The organism is Neisseria sp. CCUG17229 (assembly GCF_047839235.1).
Classification (GTDB): Bacteria; Pseudomonadota; Gammaproteobacteria; order Burkholderiales; family Neisseriaceae; genus Neisseria; species Neisseria brasiliensis.
In genome coordinates this window covers 660,350-676,818 of sequence record NZ_CP181247.1, presented here as the reverse complement: position 1 = coordinate 676,818, position 16,469 = coordinate 660,350, and the positions used below count along the sequence as shown (strand labels likewise).

At 50.1% G+C, this 16,469-nt stretch carries 13 protein-coding genes and 1 riboswitch; of the genes, 4 read left to right on the top strand and 9 right to left on the bottom strand.

Annotated features, from left to right (window positions below; translation table 11 throughout):
• Positions 1-393: 393 nt before the first annotated feature.
• The 5 genes from ACM67B_RS03145 to ACM67B_RS03125 form a co-directional block, all read right to left on the bottom strand.
• Positions 394-810, bottom strand: a complete 417-nt coding sequence (locus ACM67B_RS03145; protein WP_416190118.1) for an OsmC family protein — start codon at positions 808-810, stop codon at positions 394-396.
• 481 nt (positions 811-1,291) lie between these two features.
• Entirely contained in the window at positions 1,292-2,098 is an 807-nt protein-coding gene (gene thiD / locus ACM67B_RS03140) for a bifunctional hydroxymethylpyrimidine kinase/phosphomethylpyrimidine kinase (protein WP_416190117.1), read from the bottom strand.
• A gap of 86 nt (positions 2,099-2,184) precedes the next feature.
• Complete coding sequence (gene thiM / locus ACM67B_RS03135) at positions 2,185-2,982, bottom strand: hydroxyethylthiazole kinase (protein ID WP_416190116.1); 798 nt, start codon at positions 2,980-2,982, stop codon at positions 2,185-2,187.
• Between the two features lie 116 nt (positions 2,983-3,098).
• A riboswitch (TPP riboswitch) is annotated at positions 3,099-3,192 on the bottom strand.
• 174 nt (positions 3,193-3,366) lie between these two features.
• A complete protein-coding gene (locus ACM67B_RS03130; protein ID WP_416190115.1) occupies positions 3,367-3,999 on the bottom strand; it encodes a biliverdin-producing heme oxygenase in 633 nt (210 codons plus the stop codon).
• 78 nt (positions 4,000-4,077) lie between these two features.
• Complete coding sequence (locus ACM67B_RS03125; protein WP_416190114.1) at positions 4,078-6,549, bottom strand: TonB-dependent hemoglobin/transferrin/lactoferrin family receptor; 2,472 nt, start codon at positions 6,547-6,549, stop codon at positions 4,078-4,080.
• Between the two features lie 330 nt (positions 6,550-6,879).
• Here ACM67B_RS03125 and ACM67B_RS03120 point away from each other — a divergent pair, with 330 nt between their 5' ends.
• From ACM67B_RS03120 to ACM67B_RS03110, 3 genes are all read left to right on the top strand, one after another.
• Positions 6,880-8,328, top strand: coding sequence for an NAD-dependent succinate-semialdehyde dehydrogenase (locus tag ACM67B_RS03120; protein ID WP_416190113.1), 1,449 nt, complete (start codon positions 6,880-6,882; stop codon positions 8,326-8,328).
• Between the two features lie 245 nt (positions 8,329-8,573).
• Positions 8,574-9,494: a c-type cytochrome gene (locus ACM67B_RS03115; RefSeq protein WP_416190112.1), complete on the top strand. Its 921-nt coding sequence runs from the start codon at positions 8,574-8,576 to the stop codon at positions 9,492-9,494.
• 245 nt (positions 9,495-9,739) lie between these two features.
• Positions 9,740-11,338: a peptide chain release factor 3 gene (locus ACM67B_RS03110; protein ID WP_100564575.1), complete on the top strand. Its 1,599-nt coding sequence runs from the start codon at positions 9,740-9,742 to the stop codon at positions 11,336-11,338.
• Positions 11,339-11,402: 64 nt separating this feature from the next.
• Here the strand turns inward: ACM67B_RS03110 and ACM67B_RS03105 are convergent, their stop codons facing one another.
• Positions 11,403-12,164 carry a sulfite exporter TauE/SafE family protein gene (locus ACM67B_RS03105; RefSeq protein ID WP_416190111.1) on the bottom strand — a complete coding sequence of 254 codons (762 nt, stop codon included), beginning with the start codon at positions 12,162-12,164 and terminating at the stop codon, positions 11,403-11,405.
• Between the two features lie 179 nt (positions 12,165-12,343).
• On the opposite strand from ACM67B_RS03105, the gene ACM67B_RS03100 reads away from it, so the two are divergent.
• Complete coding sequence (locus ACM67B_RS03100) at positions 12,344-12,913, top strand: TIGR00645 family protein (RefSeq protein WP_100564638.1); 570 nt, start codon at positions 12,344-12,346, stop codon at positions 12,911-12,913.
• Positions 12,914-12,962: 49 nt separating this feature from the next.
• On the opposite strand, the gene ACM67B_RS03095 is transcribed toward ACM67B_RS03100, so the two are convergent.
• Genes ACM67B_RS03095 through ACM67B_RS03085 form a run of 3 tightly spaced genes read right to left on the bottom strand, consistent with a single transcriptional unit; the run spans position 12,963 to position 16,436 of the window.
• Entirely contained in the window at positions 12,963-13,478 is a 516-nt protein-coding gene (locus tag ACM67B_RS03095) for a PqiC family protein (protein ID WP_416190110.1), read from the bottom strand.
• Entirely contained in the window at positions 13,478-15,154 is a 1,677-nt protein-coding gene (gene pqiB / locus ACM67B_RS03090; protein WP_416190109.1) for an intermembrane transport protein PqiB, read from the bottom strand. Before pqiB ends, ACM67B_RS03095 begins: the two co-directional genes overlap by 1 nt.
• A complete protein-coding gene (locus ACM67B_RS03085) occupies positions 15,144-16,436 on the bottom strand; it encodes a PqiA/YebS family transporter subunit (RefSeq protein ID WP_416190108.1) in 1,293 nt (430 codons plus the stop codon). The genes pqiB and ACM67B_RS03085 overlap by 11 nt, the downstream gene beginning before the upstream one ends.
• Between the last annotated feature and the right edge of the window lie 33 nt (positions 16,437-16,469).

Below are 16,469 nucleotides of genomic sequence, written 5' to 3'. Positions count from 1 at the left end.
CGCACAAACGGATTATTTATAATATTAATAAAATTTGTTGACAATTCAGAGCATAAATTGCACAATAACTCTAAAGAAAAGCCAAGTATTACAAGGCGGTTAAATAGAGAGAAAAGGTTCAAATCGGCAGATATATTCAAGATACAGCTTGAATATATCTGCTTTTTTGATGGGCGATTTGCAGGCAGATGTTGCGCCATACGGATTCAATCTGCCCTATCATGCTGTTCAGACGGCCTTTTGCGCCATTTCACCATACGCGCCCTAACCAGCTATTTTACCTGAAAACGGCCTGATTAATTCATTTTTAAATGAGGCCATCTGAAAAATCACACAGCCCTTTGCTACGTCCTAGATTTGAGCTGCGCCCCAAATAGGGAGTTTGCAAAGTGATCAGGCTTCGGCAACTTCAAAACTGTGCGTGACCTTCGCCGCTTTGCCCAACATAATCGATGCAGAGCAGTATTTTTCCGCCGACAATTCCACCGCTTTGGCAATCGCCGTTTCTTTCAAATCATGACCGATGACTTTGAAATGAATATGGATTTCGGTAAACACGCGCGGCGCTTCGTCGGCACGTTTGGCTGTTACCGTGGCTTGGCAATCGACTACTTTTTGGCGTTGCTTTTCGGCAATCATCACCACATCAATGCTGGAGCAACCGGCCACACCCAGCAACAACATTTCCATCGGGCTGGCACCGCGCTTCACCGCGCCTTCCGCCGCCGCACCTTCCATCACCACGCTGTTTCCGCCCTCAGTGGTGCCGACAAAACACATTCCGTCCAACCATTTTGATGTAACTTGCATATTCTATACTTTCTTAATAAGCGCCGCACTGGATTTGGATGCGGCTTAGATGTCGCGTATTGTAAACAATTCCATGCCAAATTACCAATGCTGCTGATAGTGTAATAATTTTTGATGCGCAAAAAGATGCTGCGCTTAAAACAACATCAGGCAATATTCTCGCCATGAGGTTTTCGTTTAAAGCATGATGTTATGAGGTATATGGTGTTTCTTCATGAAATATCCATACTCAAGGCCGTCTGAAAAACGGATTTTCAGACGGCCTGAGAGCTTTGCAAAACCTCATTAATCATTAGTAAAAACCCAAACAGCCGTCATTCCCGCGTAGGCGGGAATCCATCTCAAAATTTCAGAAACTTAATTTATTCAATAGCCTGCTATTTTCAAAAATGGATTCCCGCCTACGCGGGAATGACGTCGGTTCTTTGTGCAATGGTTTTTCAAGGAGTTTTGCAAAGGTCTCGGCCTTTTACCATCACAATCAATCTTTATAAGCCCAATGGTTCACCGGCCCGTGACCTGCGCCAATGTTAAGCGGTTGGCTGATGGCGGCGGTGATGTAGTCTTTGGCGGTTTGCACGGCTTTTTCTACGGCAAAACCTTTGGCCAGTTCGGCGGTAATACAGGCAGAGAAGGTGCAGCCGGTGCCGTGGGTGTGCGGCGTTGGGAAACGCAGGCTTTCCATTTCAACCACATCATTGGGCGTAAACAGCCAATCGGTGCAGACTTCGCTTTGGCTGTTGTTCAGATGGCCGCCTTTAATCACCACATGCTTCACGCCCGCTTCTTGCAGCAGCCGCGCGGCGCGTTCGGCATCTTGGCGGTTGTCGATTTTCACGCCGGTCAAGGCTTCGGCTTCGGGCAGGTTGGGCGTAAGCACATCGGTGCGCGGCAACAAATGTTTTTTCATTGCTTCCACTGCCGAATTGTGCAGCAGAGAAGCGCCGCCCTTGGCAATCATCACCGGATCGAGCACCATCTGGCCGAAGCGGCAATTGTTCAGATTATCCGCCACGCATTCGATGATTTCCGCCGTACCGAGCATACCGAGCTTGAACGCGCGGATGTCGAAATCATCGGCCACCGCTTTGATTTGCGCGGTGATGATGTCGGTCGGCACGAAATGCACACCGTGTACGCCCAAGGTATTTTGCGCCGTCACCGCGGTCAGCACGCTGGTGCCGAATACGCCGCGCATCTGAAAGGTTTTCAAATCGGCCTGAATGCCCGCGCCGCCGCCCGAATCGGAACCGGCGATGGTTAAACTTTGTACGAATGTTTCTGCCATTTTTATTCTCCTTAAATCGTTCAGACGGCCTTATTAAACATGCCGTCTGAAAAATTGTTTCAAAATATAATCATGCGTTTGCCTGTTCAGACGGCCTCAACACGCGCTTTGTCGGCCAAATCTTGCGCGCTCGTCATGGCCAAGCTGTCAATCAGCTTCACGCCGAACGTACCGCTTTGGCGTTCATTCAAACCCTGCGCGGCGGTTTCACCAGCAATGGCGTAAAAGGTGCAAGCCGCTGTGACCGCAGCCAAATCATCGCCCTGCTCCGTTGCCAAAAATGCGGCAATCACGGCACCGAGTAAACAGCCTGACGCGGTAATCTTCGGAAACAGCGGCGTGTTGTTGTTCACGGCAAATGTCGATTGGCCGTCTGAAACATAATCCGTCTCGCCGCTTACCGCCACAATACATTGATATTTCTGCGCCACCGCTGCCGCAATCTGCGCCGCGTTGACCGCGCCTTGCCCCGCATCCACACCTTTGCCCTGCCATGCTTCTCCGGCAATAAAACCAATTTCCGCCGCATTGCCCCGTATCGCTGCAAACTTGATTTCTTTGAGCAAACGCGCCACGGTTTCTCGGCGCAACGGTGTCGCCGCCACGCCCACAGGGTCGAGCACCACCGGAATGCCACGCGCATTGGCCGCTTTTCCGGCGGCAAACATCGCCGCGATGGTGGATTGTTCCAACGTGCCGATGTTAATCAGCAAGGCATCGCAAATCGCCGCCATATCCGCCATTTCATCAGGCTCATTGGCCATAATCGGCGAAGCCCCCGCCGCCAGCAAACCGTTGGCGGTAAAATGCGCGGCCACGGTATTGGTGATGCTGTGCACCAAAGGATTGCGCGCGCGCATGTGGTCTAAACAGGCAAAATTCATGATGGTTTCCTTAACAATCGTTCAGACGGCCTTGAGCTTTGCAAGGCCATCTGAAACTTTATCCAGCCTGAAAAAAGCACAACCCGCTGATGCGCGGGTTGTGCCTTCATAGCAATCAATGCTTGTGATGAGTTTCCTACGCCAGTGCAAACTGTATCAGGTTCACGGGTATATTCTCAGCAGCATTCCGCTGCACCCCGACTCTAACTAAATTAAATCGTGATGTTATCTTAGCCTACATTGCGGTTCTGTGGCAATGTTTTGCGCAGTATATACAGCTTGGCAACAAACCACACTGCCATCAATCTCAAACAGCCATCAAAACAGGCCGTCTGAATTTCAGACGGCCTGAGCGATTAAATGCTTCTCCGATTCAAGCAAACATTACGGCAATTGGTAATCATGCACCGCGCCTTGGGTCGCTGCTTCGGCATCTTTAGGCAAATCGAATACTTCACGCAAAATCACTTTATAAAACGCAAACGCATCTTTTGAGCCTTCCACCGCTTCGTCTTGCGCGGCTTTGTCCAAGCCCAAATTATTCAAATGTTCGCGAAATTCGCGCCAATGTTTGCCACGGCCTTCAGGATGGGCATCTAAGTGGCGGGCACCGTGATTTTCGTCAAAGCTCAATTTCTGCTTGGCGGCTTTAAACAAAAATGCCGCGCCCAAATTGGAACCTTCCGCACAATACAGCCAACCGATGGCCTTGTTGCCTTCCGGTTTCGGCAATTCGCCTTGATGCACATATTCCGGCTGCTTCAAGTCGGCTAAATCCTGCACCACCGCATCGTAGCGCGCCATAGAAGCTAGCGCAGGGATTTTTTGGTTCAACTCGGGATTTTTGTAGATGTTATCGACAATTTTATGAAAAACTGATTGTAAATTCAGAAACTTAATATAATTTTCTTCGCTCTCGAAAGGGCCGACCGACATCACCAGATTATCGACGCTGTCGTGCACGGTGCGGTTGTCTTCTTTTAAGCGTTCGGCAAAAGTTAGGTTTTCGTTGCTCATGTTTATCTTCCTATTATGTAGTCCATCCAAATGTTTTCAGACGGCCTTCTTCATCAGGCCGTCTGAAAACGGCTGATTTTAAAATTTGTATTCCAGCGATACGGCATAATTGCGGCCGGGCGCGTAGAAGCGTTCCAAACCCGGATAGCCGCCGTAAGTGGAATTTGGCCGGCTGCCCACGCTGTTGACCAAGCCGCCGGTGATGTTGATGCCGCGCAAGCTGTCCCAAGTGTGGTATTTGCGGTTGAAAATATTGTATGCACCGGCACGCAGAGTCAGGTTTTTGGTCGGTTTGTAGTAGCCGAACAAGTCAAACACAAAGGCTTTTTTGTTTAAATGCGGCCAGGTTTTCAGCTCGGTATCGTGCGCATAATTGCTGCAGGTGCGCTCGGTCGGGCCGTTGCCCCAATACGGCCAATATGGATTATCGCGTTCGGTGTAGGCGGTGCAACGCTCTTCCGCCGTGGCCAAATATTTGGCATCTTTGGCTTTTTTCTCAGCCATGTACGTCAAGCGTGAGAACATGCCCCATTTGCCGTTCGGGTCTTCATAATCCAAACCGACAATGGCTTTAAGCGGCTGCAACGACAATAAATCGGCGCCGTTGCTCATATTGCCTTTGTTCCAACCGAGCGAGCCGAAGAAGCGGAAGCCTTCCGGCAGCGGTGTCACGCGGTCGAGATTGAGTGTGCCGGTCAACTCAAGGCCGTAAATCTTGGCTTTGTCCACATTTTGCATTTGCTGCACAGGCCGCCATCGTACACCGTTACCAGTTTGGTATTCTTCCCACGTTTCCTGCTCATACAGAAAATCTTTATATTGGGTATGGTGCAGGCTGGCCGACAATTTGCCGTATGAACCATTACCACCCAAAGACAAGGCTTGGCTCAAGCTGCGCTCGGCTTTCAGGTTTGGATTCGACATCCATGCACCAGCGGCATTTCCGAGGTAATCGAAATACATTTCCGATACGTTCGGAATGCGGAAACCGGTGCCGATGTTGTAGGCCAGTTTCCAGTTTTCATTCAATTTGGCATCCGCGCCTAAAGTCCATGTCCAGCCTTTGAATGTGCTGTCGGCCGGTTTCGGTTTCAAACAATTGCGGCAGGTTAAGTCACCCAAATCTTGCGGCTGAGCCTTGGCATAATCGTAACGGACACCGGCATGGCCGGAGAAAGTATCATTGAATTTCACGCGGTCTTTCAGTGAGAAATGATATTGGCGCGTTTTCACCGGATACATCATGGTTTCAAAAACCGGTTCAGTCCATTCTTTCGGGTCGACCCAATTAGGCGATACATAGAATGTGTCTTCATGCAAAATGTCGAACTTTTTATTCATCGCCGACGCGTTAAACGAAAAAGTATTGTCGGTACCGGCAATCGGTAACGGCTGGCTGTCAGCACGCAGCGACAAACGCTTCATTTTGCTGGTAAAGGTGCGGAAATTGTTGTCGCTCGGTTCCCACGGCACAACCTGCACAACCTGCCCCCAGATCTTGGTATGCGCGCGCGTGCCTTCGTAATTGAGCGATTCGGTGACGGCTTTTTGGTAATCAACATCTACTTTCACGCGCGAGAGCCAATCGGAATCAGGCGTGTATTCGTAAAACGCATTGGCGGTGCGGCGTTTGAATTGGTCGTCCGCTTCACGCCATTGCGTATTGAAAGACGTGGCCGAATCTTCAATCACATAATTGCTGCCCTGCTGGCCGTTGAGCGATACGCCAACACGGTTATTCTCATTGAATTTCCAAGAGAATTTCCCCAAGAAACTATGATTTTGATGCTTGGAAGAATCGGGAATTTGACGGCTGCTGCCGCTGATGCGCGTGCCTAAGCTGTCTTCCGGAATGGTAAAACCGCCCGCGCTTTTCATTTCATGGCCGCGACGGTTGGAATACAACACCACCGCTTCAGCTTGCTCACCTTGATAAGCAGTGCCGACAGTTTGCGTCCATTCACGATTGCGCGTGGCATGACCGCTGCGCAGCATCAAGCCGAATTTGTTGTCATCAGTGATAATGTCGGAAGCGTTTAAAGTGCGGTAATTCACGCCACCGCCCAAATTTCCGCTGCCTTGGTTAAAGGAATCGGCGCCCTTCACCACTTCTACCGAGCGCACCAGCTCAGTGTCGATGCTTTGGCGCGATGTATTCAGATTGCCGTAGCGTTTATATAGAGAATTTTCTTCCGAATCCGGCAGTGCCACATCATCAATGCTCATGCCGACACGGTTGTCTTCCACGCCGCGGATGGCAAAACCTTTTTGATGGCGGCCTTGGTCTGCCACACCCACGTCAGGCGAATAGCGTACTAAATCTCGGTTGTCCCGAATCATTTCGCGGTCTAACACTTCGCGATCAGCCCGCTCGATGGTTTCCGTACGCACCACGCGCGTGCCCTTCACGCGCACTTCTTTCAAATCCACCGCCTGATTGGCATCATCGGCAACCAATTGGGCGACATCATCTGCTGCATAAGCCGAGCAGCTAAAAGCCATGCCAATACAGGCCGCAATCGGTAATAAGCGCAATTGTTTTGGTTTCATTTCTTATCTCTATTATCTAATATGATACTGTTATTAGGTTTATATAAATTAACAACTACATACTTCATTTAACAAAATGCGAATATATATCATTTTAATTAAATATTAAATTTAATAATTAAAAACTAAAATAACTCGATTAAAATAATAAGATAATTTTTTAAAACATATAAAAATTTGATTTCTTAATTTGGCAAATATTTGCTGCTTAAATGACAAGCCCATGCTTGAATCTGCATATCCCCTATCTCATTGACAAGCCCGATTTGAAAGCGTAGTTTTAGGCCATTGCCACTTGAGGCCGTCTGAAACTTTTCAAAGGACTATCCCATGCAACTCAACGATCCACGCTTATTGAAAAACTTGTGTTACATCAACGGCCAATGGCTGCCGGCCAAAAGCGGAAAAACCATACCCGTCACCAATCCGGCCAATGGTGAAACCGTCGGCGAAGTGCCGGACATGGGCGAACAAGAAGCGCGCGAAGCGGTCGATGCCGCCTATGCCGCTCTGCCCGAATGGTCGGCGCAAACTGCGCAAGAGCGCAGCCGCATTTTGCGCCGCTGGTTTGATTTGATGATGGAACACCAAGACGATTTGGCCATGATTCTGACCATGGAACAAGGCAAGCCTTTGGCCGAAGCGAAAGGTGAAATCGCTTACGGCGCGTCGTATATCGAGTGGTTTGCCGAAGAAGCCAAGCGCATTTACGGCGACACCATTCCGGCGGTATCGGCCGACCAACGCGTGCAGGTCATCCGCCAACCGGTCGGCGTGTGCGCCACGATTACGCCGTGGAATTTCCCCAACGCCATGATTACGCGCAAAGTGGCACCGGCGCTGGCTGCCGGTTGCACGTTTGTCATCCGCCCTGCGTCCAAAACGCCGCTTTCCGCGCTGGCGATTATCGAATTGGCGGAACGCGCGGGCATTCCGAAAGGTGTGTTGAACATCGTTACCGGTTCATCGCGCAACATCGGCGGCGTGTTGACGCAAGACACGCGCGTGCGCAAATTCAGTTTCACCGGCTCGACCGAAATCGGTCGCAAACTGATGGCACAATGCGCCGACAGCGTGAAAAAAATCTCCTTGGAACTGGGCGGCAACGCGCCGTTTATCGTGTTGGACGATGCCGACATCGACGAAGCGGTCAAAGGCGCGGTAGCAAGCAAATTCCGCAACGCCGGACAAACCTGCGTCTGCGCCAACCGCTTTTATGTGCAAGATAGCGTGTATGAAGAATTTGTTGAAAAATTCACCGCCGCCGTGCAAAAACTCACCGTCGGCAACGGCTGGGAAGACGGCACCGACATCGGCCCGTTGATTGACGAAGAAGCAATAAAAAAAGTCAAAGAATTCATCGATGATGCAGAGCAAAAAGGCGGCAAATTATTGTGCGGCGGCGATTCAGACGGCCTGTTTATGCAACCTGCCGTATTGCGCGATGCCACGCAGGACATGAAGTTTGCCAAAGAAGAAATCTTCGGCCCGCTCGCGCCGGTGTTCCGTTTCAGCCGCGATGAAGAAGCGGTGAAATTTGCAAACGACACTGAATTCGGCTTAGCCGCCTATCTCTACAGCCGCGACATCGGCCGTATCACCCGCACCCAAGAAGCCTTGGAATACGGCATGGTCGCGGTCAATACCGGCGGCCTATCCAACGTGGCCGCGCCGTTTGGCGGCATCAAACAATCGGGCATCGGCCGCGAAGGCTCGAAATACGGCATGGATGATTATCTGGAAATGAAATACATCGTTACTGCTGGTGTGAGCCGCTAAATATAAACAATCTATTTTTAAAGCCGTCTGAAAACTGGGTTTTCAGACGGCTTTTTATTATCTAATCAAGCAATTGATTCTACTATATTTATTTCTTATGAAATGATTCCACATAACGCATTGATAAAAAATAATATAATTTATTTGTTATATAAAGAAATATATGCTAAAAATAAATTACCATAACAAACTTGTTTTGAATCATGGATTAAGCGATTAAAACCATAACAAAAAAGGAGAAGATCATGCGGAACCTTACCCTATTTTTACTGATTTCCGGTATCGGCTTAACGGCCTGCAGCCCGAACAACACCAGCCAAACCGAGCAAGCGAAGCCAATCGAACCGGCGGCGTCTGCCGTGGCTACCGCGCCCGAAGCTGTCAAAGCTTCCGCACCTGCTGCACCGGCCAAAACCGAAACCATCAAAGTGACCTTGGTTGATGTCAAAACCATTCCGGAAGGCGCCGAAGGCGATGCCATTCGCGATGGTTTGGATATTGCCACCCGCACCGCCCTGCGCGTTCCCGACCACGTCGGCAACCACTTAAACTGCACCAGTTGCCACTTGGGCAACGGCTCTACGCCTTACGCCGCACCGTGGAACGGCGTACCGGCCTTGTTCCCGCTATACCGCGCACGCAGCGGCAAAGTGGATACCATCGAAGAGCGCATCAATGGCTGCTTTATGCGCTCGATGAACGGCAAACCTTTGGCAGACGACAGCACCGAAATGCGCAATCTGATTGCCTACATGACTTGGCTTTCTAAAGACATCCCGCCCGGCCACAACCCCGAAGGCCGCGGCTTTGTTGAAATCGACAAAAATTTGGTGTCAAACCGTGTCAACGGTAAAGCCATTTTTGAACAAAAATGCGTGGTTTGCCACGGCGAACAAGGCGAAGGCATGTTGCAGCCGGGTAACAGCGGTTATATCTACCCTGCCGTTGCCGGTAAAAATTCCTTCAACGACGGCGCCGGCATGGCGCGCACTTACACTGCCGCCGCGTTTATCAAAGGCAATATGCCGTTTGGTCAACCCAACAGCCTGACCGACCAAGAGGCAATTGACGTGGCTGATTTCATGAGCCACATGGATCGACCGGTGTTTGCCCACAAACACAAAGACTGGCCAAAAGGTGATGCGCCGAAAGATGTACGCCGTTGATTGAATGTTGACACCAGACGAAAACTTGGCAGCGTCCCGAATATTAAGCATAGCTTAGCCCACGCAAAGCCATATGCCGAATTCGGGAGATGAATCAAGCTCTCAGGCCGTCTGAAAACCCAGTTTTCAGACGGCCTCCTTGTATCCAAGCATTGAATCTTTAAGCGTTTTTTTGTACAATTGCGCGTCTTTTATTATTCAACAGGCCGTCTGAAGCACGGCCTGAAATTTTTAGAAAAATCATTATGTCGAATATCCCCGAACAAGTGCGCCACCGCCGCACTTTTGCCATCATTTCCCACCCCGATGCGGGTAAAACCACGCTGACCGAAAAGCTGTTGTTGTTCTCAGGTGCGATTCAAAGTGCCGGCACCGTGAAAGGCAAGAAAACCGGCAAATTTGCCACCTCCGACTGGATGGACATCGAAAAACAACGCGGCATTTCCGTGGCCTCATCGGTGATGCAGTTCGACTACAACGACCACACCGTCAACCTGCTCGACACCCCCGGCCACCAAGACTTCTCGGAAGATACCTACCGCGTATTGACTGCGGTCGACAGCGCCTTGATGGTAATTGATGCCGCCAAAGGCGTGGAAGCACAAACGATTAAACTCTTAAACGTCTGCCGCCTGCGCAACACGCCGATTGTCACGTTTATGAACAAATACGACCGTGAAGTGCGCGATTCGTTGGAATTGCTCGACGAAGTGGAAAACATCTTAAAAATTCGCTGTGCACCCGTGACTTGGCCGATCGGCATGGGCAAAAACTTCAAAGGCGTGTATCACATTCTGAATGACGAAGTGTATCTATTCGAAGCCGGCGGCGAGCGTTTGCCGCACGAATTTGACGTGATTAAAGGCATCGACAACCCTGAGCTGGAAAGCCGTTTTCCTTTGGAAATCCAACAGTTGCGCGATGAAATCGAATTGGTGCAAGCCGCGTCTAACGAGTTTGATTTGGAAGAATTTTTGGCGGGCGAACTCACGCCGGTATTCTTCGGCTCGGCGATTAACAATTTCGGCATCCAAGAAATCTTAAATTCCTTAATCGACTGGGCACCGGCACCGCAAGGCCGAGATGCCACCGTGCGCGTGGTTGAGCCGACCGAAGAGAAATTCTCCGGTTTTGTGTTCAAAATCCAAGCCAATATGGACCCGAAACACCGCGACCGCATCGCCTTTTTGCGCGTATGCTCCGGCAAATTCGAGCGCGGCATGAAGATGAAACACCTGCGTATCAACCGCGACATCGCCGCCTCCAGCGTGGTGACGTTTATGTCGCACGACCGTGAATTGGTCGAAGAAGCCTACGCCGGCGACATCATCGGCATCCCGAACCACGGCAATATCCAAATCGGCGACAGCTTTTCCGAAGGCGAGCAACTGGCGTTTACCGGTATTCCATTTTTTGCACCGGAATTGTTCCGCAGCGTGCGCATTAAAAATCCACTGAAAATCAAGCAACTGCAAAAAGGCTTACAGCAGCTTGGCGAAGAAGGCGCAGTGCAGGTCTTCAAACCGCAATCGGGCGCGGATTTGATTTTGGGCGCGGTCGGCGTGTTGCAGTTTGAAGTCGTGACCTCACGCTTGGCCGCCGAATACGGTGTAGAAGCCGTGTTCGACAACGCATCGATTTGGTCGGCGCGCTGGGTTTCGTGCGACGACAAGAAAAAACTGGCCGAATTTGAAAAAGCCAATGCGGGCAATTTAGCCATCGATGCCGGCGGCAACCTCGCCTACCTCGCACCCAACCGCGTGAACCTTGGCTTGACCCAAGAACGCTGGCCAGACATTGTGTTCCATGAAACACGCGAACATGCGGTGAATTTGAACGCTTGATGAGATGAATATAAGCAAGGCCGCCTGAAACAAAATGTTTCAGACGGCCTTTTTTGATGCCAATTTACACCCACAAATCCCAAGCAAATTTGCCGATAATCAACACCAGCAAACACATGAAACCATAGCGCAGAAACTTGGTGCCGCCGCGTATTGCCAACCGTGCACCAATGATGCCACCGCACAAATTCGCTACGGCCAGCGGAATCGCCCATGCCCACACCACATGACCGTGCGGCACAAAAAATGTCAGCGCGGCAAAATTGGTGGTGGTGTTAATGACCTTGCCTGAAGCATTGGCAGTGAGAAAATCATAGCCGTAAAAACGCACGAAAATAAACGCCAGCAGGCTGCCTGTACCCGGCCCGAAAATGCCGTCATAAAAACCGATTAATGCGCCGAAAAACAAGCCCCATAAAGTTTCTTTGCGTGTGAGTTTGGCAGTACGCTGGATTTGACCTAAATCTTTCTTTAAAAAGGTATAAATACACATCACAATCATAATGACCAGCATAATCGGCTTCATGTATTCAGTTGGGAAAAATGCCACCGATTTGGCGCCCAAATACGAAGCGATAAACGCCAACACCGCAGCCGGCAGCAGCATTTTCCACGGCACGGGAATTTTGCGCACGTATTGCCATGTTGCGGTCACCGTGCCGGAAAACGATGCCACTTTTCCCACACCCAACACGGTCGGCACCGGCGTGCCCGGCAGGATATTAAACAGCCCGGGAATTTGCAGCAAGCCGCCGCCTCCTACTGCCGCATCCATCAATCCGGCCAAAAAACCGATAATAATCAAAAAGTAAAATGTCGTTTCCATCAACAGGCAGTCTGAATAAAAATTTTGAATATTTTAATGAAATCAACCTTAATCGTCTATACACAATGCCGTCTGAAACCTTCAGACGGCCTCACCTGCCCATTCATGATAAGAGATTGGATTTTTAGCCAAAATTCATTTAAAATACGCGCCTTTTGATTGTTTTACTACTGACCAACATGAGCGAACACACACACGAACCACACACTCCGCCGCCACACCAGTCCTACCGACCTCAGCCACAGCGTAATTTCTTGGGCAGCCTGATTTTTGCCAGCCGCTGGCTGCAACTGCCGATTTATTTGGGCTTGGCAGTAGTGCAAGCCATTTACGCCTATAAATTCTTGAAATTGCTGTGGCATTTGGTGGTCAACCTGAACCAAATGGACGACAACACCATCATGTTGACGATTCTCAACCTGATTGACGTGGTGATGATTGCCAACCTGTTGGTGATGGTATTGATTGGCGGCTACGAAACCTTTGTTTCACGACTGCGCGTTGACGACCACCCCGACCAGCCCGAATGGCTCAGCCATGTGAATGCTTCAGTGTTGAAAGTGAAGCTGTCGATGTCGATTATCAGCATTTCATCAATTCATTTGCTGCAAACCTTCATCAATGCCGCCAACCTCACTGAAAAACAAATGATGTGGCAATTCATCATTCACATGGGCTTCTTGGTTTCCGCCGTCGCCATGGCGTGGACCGATAAGATTGTGTACAGCACCTCACACAAACACCATTGATTTTTCTATAAAAAAAATGCCGTCCGAAATGTTCAGACGGCCTTCATTTTTAATAAGCCATTAATTCGGCAGCGCGGTTCAAACCGGCTTCCAAGGAATCGACCATGGCCGCATAGCCGTCGCCCTGCTGTGGCGTTTCGACATGGAAAGGCTTGCTTTGCCCGTTCGGCCACAGTGCGTAGCCGCTGACCACGGTTTGGCCTTGGTAGCTGCCGTTGAACGCTTCGATATACACTTTCAACACTTGGCTGCTTTGACTGCGGCAGGAAGGGATAAAGGTGTATTGGCGGTTTAAACGGTTGAGTTTGTTGCTCAAACTGTTGGTCAATGCGCTATCGAGCGGACTTGCCCACAAATGGTTTTTGGCAAAATTCAAGTGATGCGCGTCGGTTTGATATACCAGCCCGCCTTGGTTCAACGGCTCGGCCAGATACACTCTTACCGCTATTTCACTGCCTTGGCGCGGCTGGGTGTATTGGCTGTCGGGCAGCACAAAATATCGGGTGCTTTGCGGTGTGCTACAAGCGGCGAGCAATACGGCGCAGCTTAAGGCTAAAAGGCGCATTATCGGCTTCCTTTCGGGATGGGGTCTTTGGTATTACTGTTAAAAATCAACGCGTTTGGTTTTTCTTTCAAGGTATTAATCACCGGCTGCGCGTCTTTTAGTGTTTTATCAATGCTCTGTAAGGTGTTTTGCACATCACCGTAAATCGGCGATTGCGGCGATACGCCTTGCAGGGTTTGGCGCAATTCTTTTAAGGTTTGGTTGATTTCGTTCGGAATATTCTGCGTTTGCGATTTGCCGATCAGTTTATCCACCGAATTCAACGTCGTGGTGGCGGATTGCAAAGTGGTTTTCAATTCGGCCATCGATGTATTCAGGTTGCCGACGGTTTGCTCCAGCGGCAGCTTATTGAATTTTTCCAACAAGTTCGCCAATTGTGCCTGCAAATCATCAAAGCCGCCGCCGCGCGTGGCAATCACGGTATCGCCACCATATACGGTATGCGGTTTCAGCTTCGGCAAGGAAGACGGCTCATCGGTCAGCTCGACCAATTTGCTGCCGGTAATCAGGTTGTTGCTGGCAATGGTGGCAGTCAAGCCGCGGTTTAAGGCCATCTGAAACTGCTGCTGCCAATGCGCTTTACTTTGCATGTCGGCATTCATTTCCAAACGCGACGGCTCAAGGCGGATGCGTACGGGAATCCAGCCGTTGGCAAACAATTGCAGGCTGTCGTTGCGGGCGAAATACGGCAAATCAGACACCACGCCGATGTTGATGCCTTTGTATTCCACCGGCGCACCCACGCTCAAACCACGAACGGATTGTTTAAAAAAGGCGGTGTAATAAAGCGAGCGGTCGTCCGGCAGGTTTTCCACTTCGCTGCGGCTGTCGTAAAGCGTGAAGGTGTCTTCGTTCTTAACCGATTGCGCATCATCGGTTTTCGGTGAACTAAACGCAATCGCGCCCGAAAGCAATGCCGGAAGCGGCGCGGAATGCACTTGGATGCCGCTGCCCGATGTTTGAATATTGATGCCGCTTTCCAGCCAGAAACGGCTTTCGGCATGAATCAGTTTGTCATTCGGGCTTTGAATAAAAATAGTGTAATGCACGGTTTGATCATCGGGATCAAAACGCGCACTTTCCACCTGACCCACCATAAAGTTTTCATACAAAACCGGGCTGCTCACGCTCAAAATTTTGTCGTTGGAGCCGACCAATTTTAAACGCAGGCCGCGTTGGCCGATGGCGGCAATCGGCGGAATATCCAACACTTTAAACACCGATTCTTCTTCCGCACTGGTACCAGGAGTAAAGGCGATGTATGAGCCGGAAAGCAGCGTACCCAAGCCGGTCACGCCGCTCTGATCGATACGCGGTTTGACCACCCAAAATTGCGTGTCTTTACGGATTAAATCTTGCGCATCGGCACTCAATTGCGCCGTGGCTTCCACGCCTTTGCGGTCTTCGCGCAATTTAATTTTGGTGATGCGGCCGACATCTACGTTCAACACTTTAATCACGGTATTGTTGACTTCAATGCCATCAGCGCTGTCAAGCAGCAGCGTGATGGTCGGGCCAGTATTGCGGATTTGCTTCATCAGCAGCCAACCGCCAGCAATCAGGGCAATCAGCGGAATCAGCCATACCACCGACGTGAATACGTTGGTTTTTTTAATACGTGCCGGTGGGGGCGGAGGCGGTAAATCGTTGTCAGGTTGGTTTAAATTATCGTTCATATTCATTATGGCCGTCTGAAACTTTGTCCCAAATCAGGCGCGGATCAAAAAAATAAGCAGAAAGCATGGTGAGCAAGACCACCAAGCAGAAATACACAGCGGCTTCTCCCGGCACCACCCGTGCCATATTGGTGTGAAACGCGCTCATCAAAATAATAATCACAAAAATATCAATCATCGACCAGCGGCCGACCGATTCGGTAATCCGATACATCACCGACATCCAAGGCGCATCAAGTGGCGGCTTGAAATAGGCAGAGGCAATCAACACCGCCATCGCCACAATCTTCAACACCGGTACCAAAATACTGGCGCTGAAAATAATCGCCGCAATCAGCTTATCACCATCGTGCCACATATAAATGATGCCGCTCATGATGGTGTTGATTTCCAGCGCGGTCGGGTTGGACGAAATCATAATCGGCAGCAAATTCGCCGGCACATACAAAATTGCCGCCGCGATTAGAAAACACAGCGAAATACGCAAACTATACGGACGGCGGCGGTATAAATCCGCACCGCACACGCCGCAGGTCTGCTCGCCGGCATCGCGAAAATACAGGCAGCGGCTGCAGCAGATTTTATCCTCAGAGGCCGTCTGAACAGCATTATGGCCTAAAATGCGATGAATTTTATAATAAACCCAGTGCTGCGGAATCGACACCGATGTGCGAATCAGCATCACCGCCAACACCAGCATCAGATAAAAAGCCGGCCCGAATGTCACTTCCGACACCGACGACAATTTAATATACGCCACCAGTGTCGACACAAAAAACACATCGACCATAATCCAATGCCGCAAGCGCACCAGCACGCGCGTGCAATAAAACAGCGCCGGCAGCATTTTTTCCATGGCCAATGCCGAATACACATACACGCACATCAGTAAAAACAGCAAGGGCGTGCCAAACGTCAGAATAAACATCACTTCGGCCAAGAAACCGAATTCCTGCAACACCAGCAGCCGCATCATTTCCGGCAAAGTCAAAATCGACACTACCCCGATCATCTCGATCTTCATAAACAGCATGCTGTACACAAAAGCCATTAAAATCAGCGATGTAATTGCATAGGCCAATGGTGCGATATAGGGATTTTTTTCAATCTGCACGATTTCATGGTTGCACGTCGGGCAATGCGCTTCCTGCCCCTGCTGCAAACGCGGAATGTCAGTGCGGCTACCGCAATCGGGACAATCCACCGTGTGCGCCGGTAAAGTGGCATCGTTGCGGAACGATTTAAAACGCCACCAGCGTCGGTAGGTCGGAAACAGTTTCATGAAATCGGGTGTGGAATAAAAACTTTATCAAGG

What these genes read in the sequence shown, in the direction of transcription:
- ACM67B_RS03105 (WP_416190111.1), bottom strand. Translation starts at nt 12,164, where the DNA reads ATGGAAACGACATTTTACTTTTTGATTATTATCGGTTTTTTGGCCGGA.
- ACM67B_RS03120 (WP_416190113.1), top strand. Translation starts at nt 6,880, where the DNA reads ATGCAACTCAACGATCCACGCTTATTGAAAAACTTGTGTTACATCAAC.
- ACM67B_RS03100 (WP_100564638.1), top strand. Translation starts at nt 12,344, where the DNA reads ATGAGCGAACACACACACGAACCACACACTCCGCCGCCACACCAGTCC.
- ACM67B_RS03110 (WP_100564575.1), top strand. Translation starts at nt 9,740, where the DNA reads ATGTCGAATATCCCCGAACAAGTGCGCCACCGCCGCACTTTTGCCATC.
- thiD (WP_416190117.1), bottom strand. Translation starts at nt 2,098, where the DNA reads ATGGCAGAAACATTCGTACAAAGTTTAACCATCGCCGGTTCCGATTCG.
- ACM67B_RS03085 (WP_416190108.1), bottom strand. Translation starts at nt 16,436, where the DNA reads ATGAAACTGTTTCCGACCTACCGACGCTGGTGGCGTTTTAAATCGTTC.
- ACM67B_RS03125 (WP_416190114.1), bottom strand. Translation starts at nt 6,549, where the DNA reads ATGAAACCAAAACAATTGCGCTTATTACCGATTGCGGCCTGTATTGGC.
- ACM67B_RS03130 (WP_416190115.1), bottom strand. Translation starts at nt 3,999, where the DNA reads ATGAGCAACGAAAACCTAACTTTTGCCGAACGCTTAAAAGAAGACAAC.
- ACM67B_RS03145 (WP_416190118.1), bottom strand. Translation starts at nt 810, where the DNA reads ATGCAAGTTACATCAAAATGGTTGGACGGAATGTGTTTTGTCGGCACC.
- pqiB (WP_416190109.1), bottom strand. Translation starts at nt 15,154, where the DNA reads ATGAACGATAATTTAAACCAACCTGACAACGATTTACCGCCTCCGCCC.
- ACM67B_RS03095 (WP_416190110.1), bottom strand. Translation starts at nt 13,478, where the DNA reads ATGCGCCTTTTAGCCTTAAGCTGCGCCGTATTGCTCGCCGCTTGTAGC.
- thiM (WP_416190116.1), bottom strand. Translation starts at nt 2,982, where the DNA reads ATGAATTTTGCCTGTTTAGACCACATGCGCGCGCGCAATCCTTTGGTG.
- ACM67B_RS03115 (WP_416190112.1), top strand. Translation starts at nt 8,574, where the DNA reads ATGCGGAACCTTACCCTATTTTTACTGATTTCCGGTATCGGCTTAACG.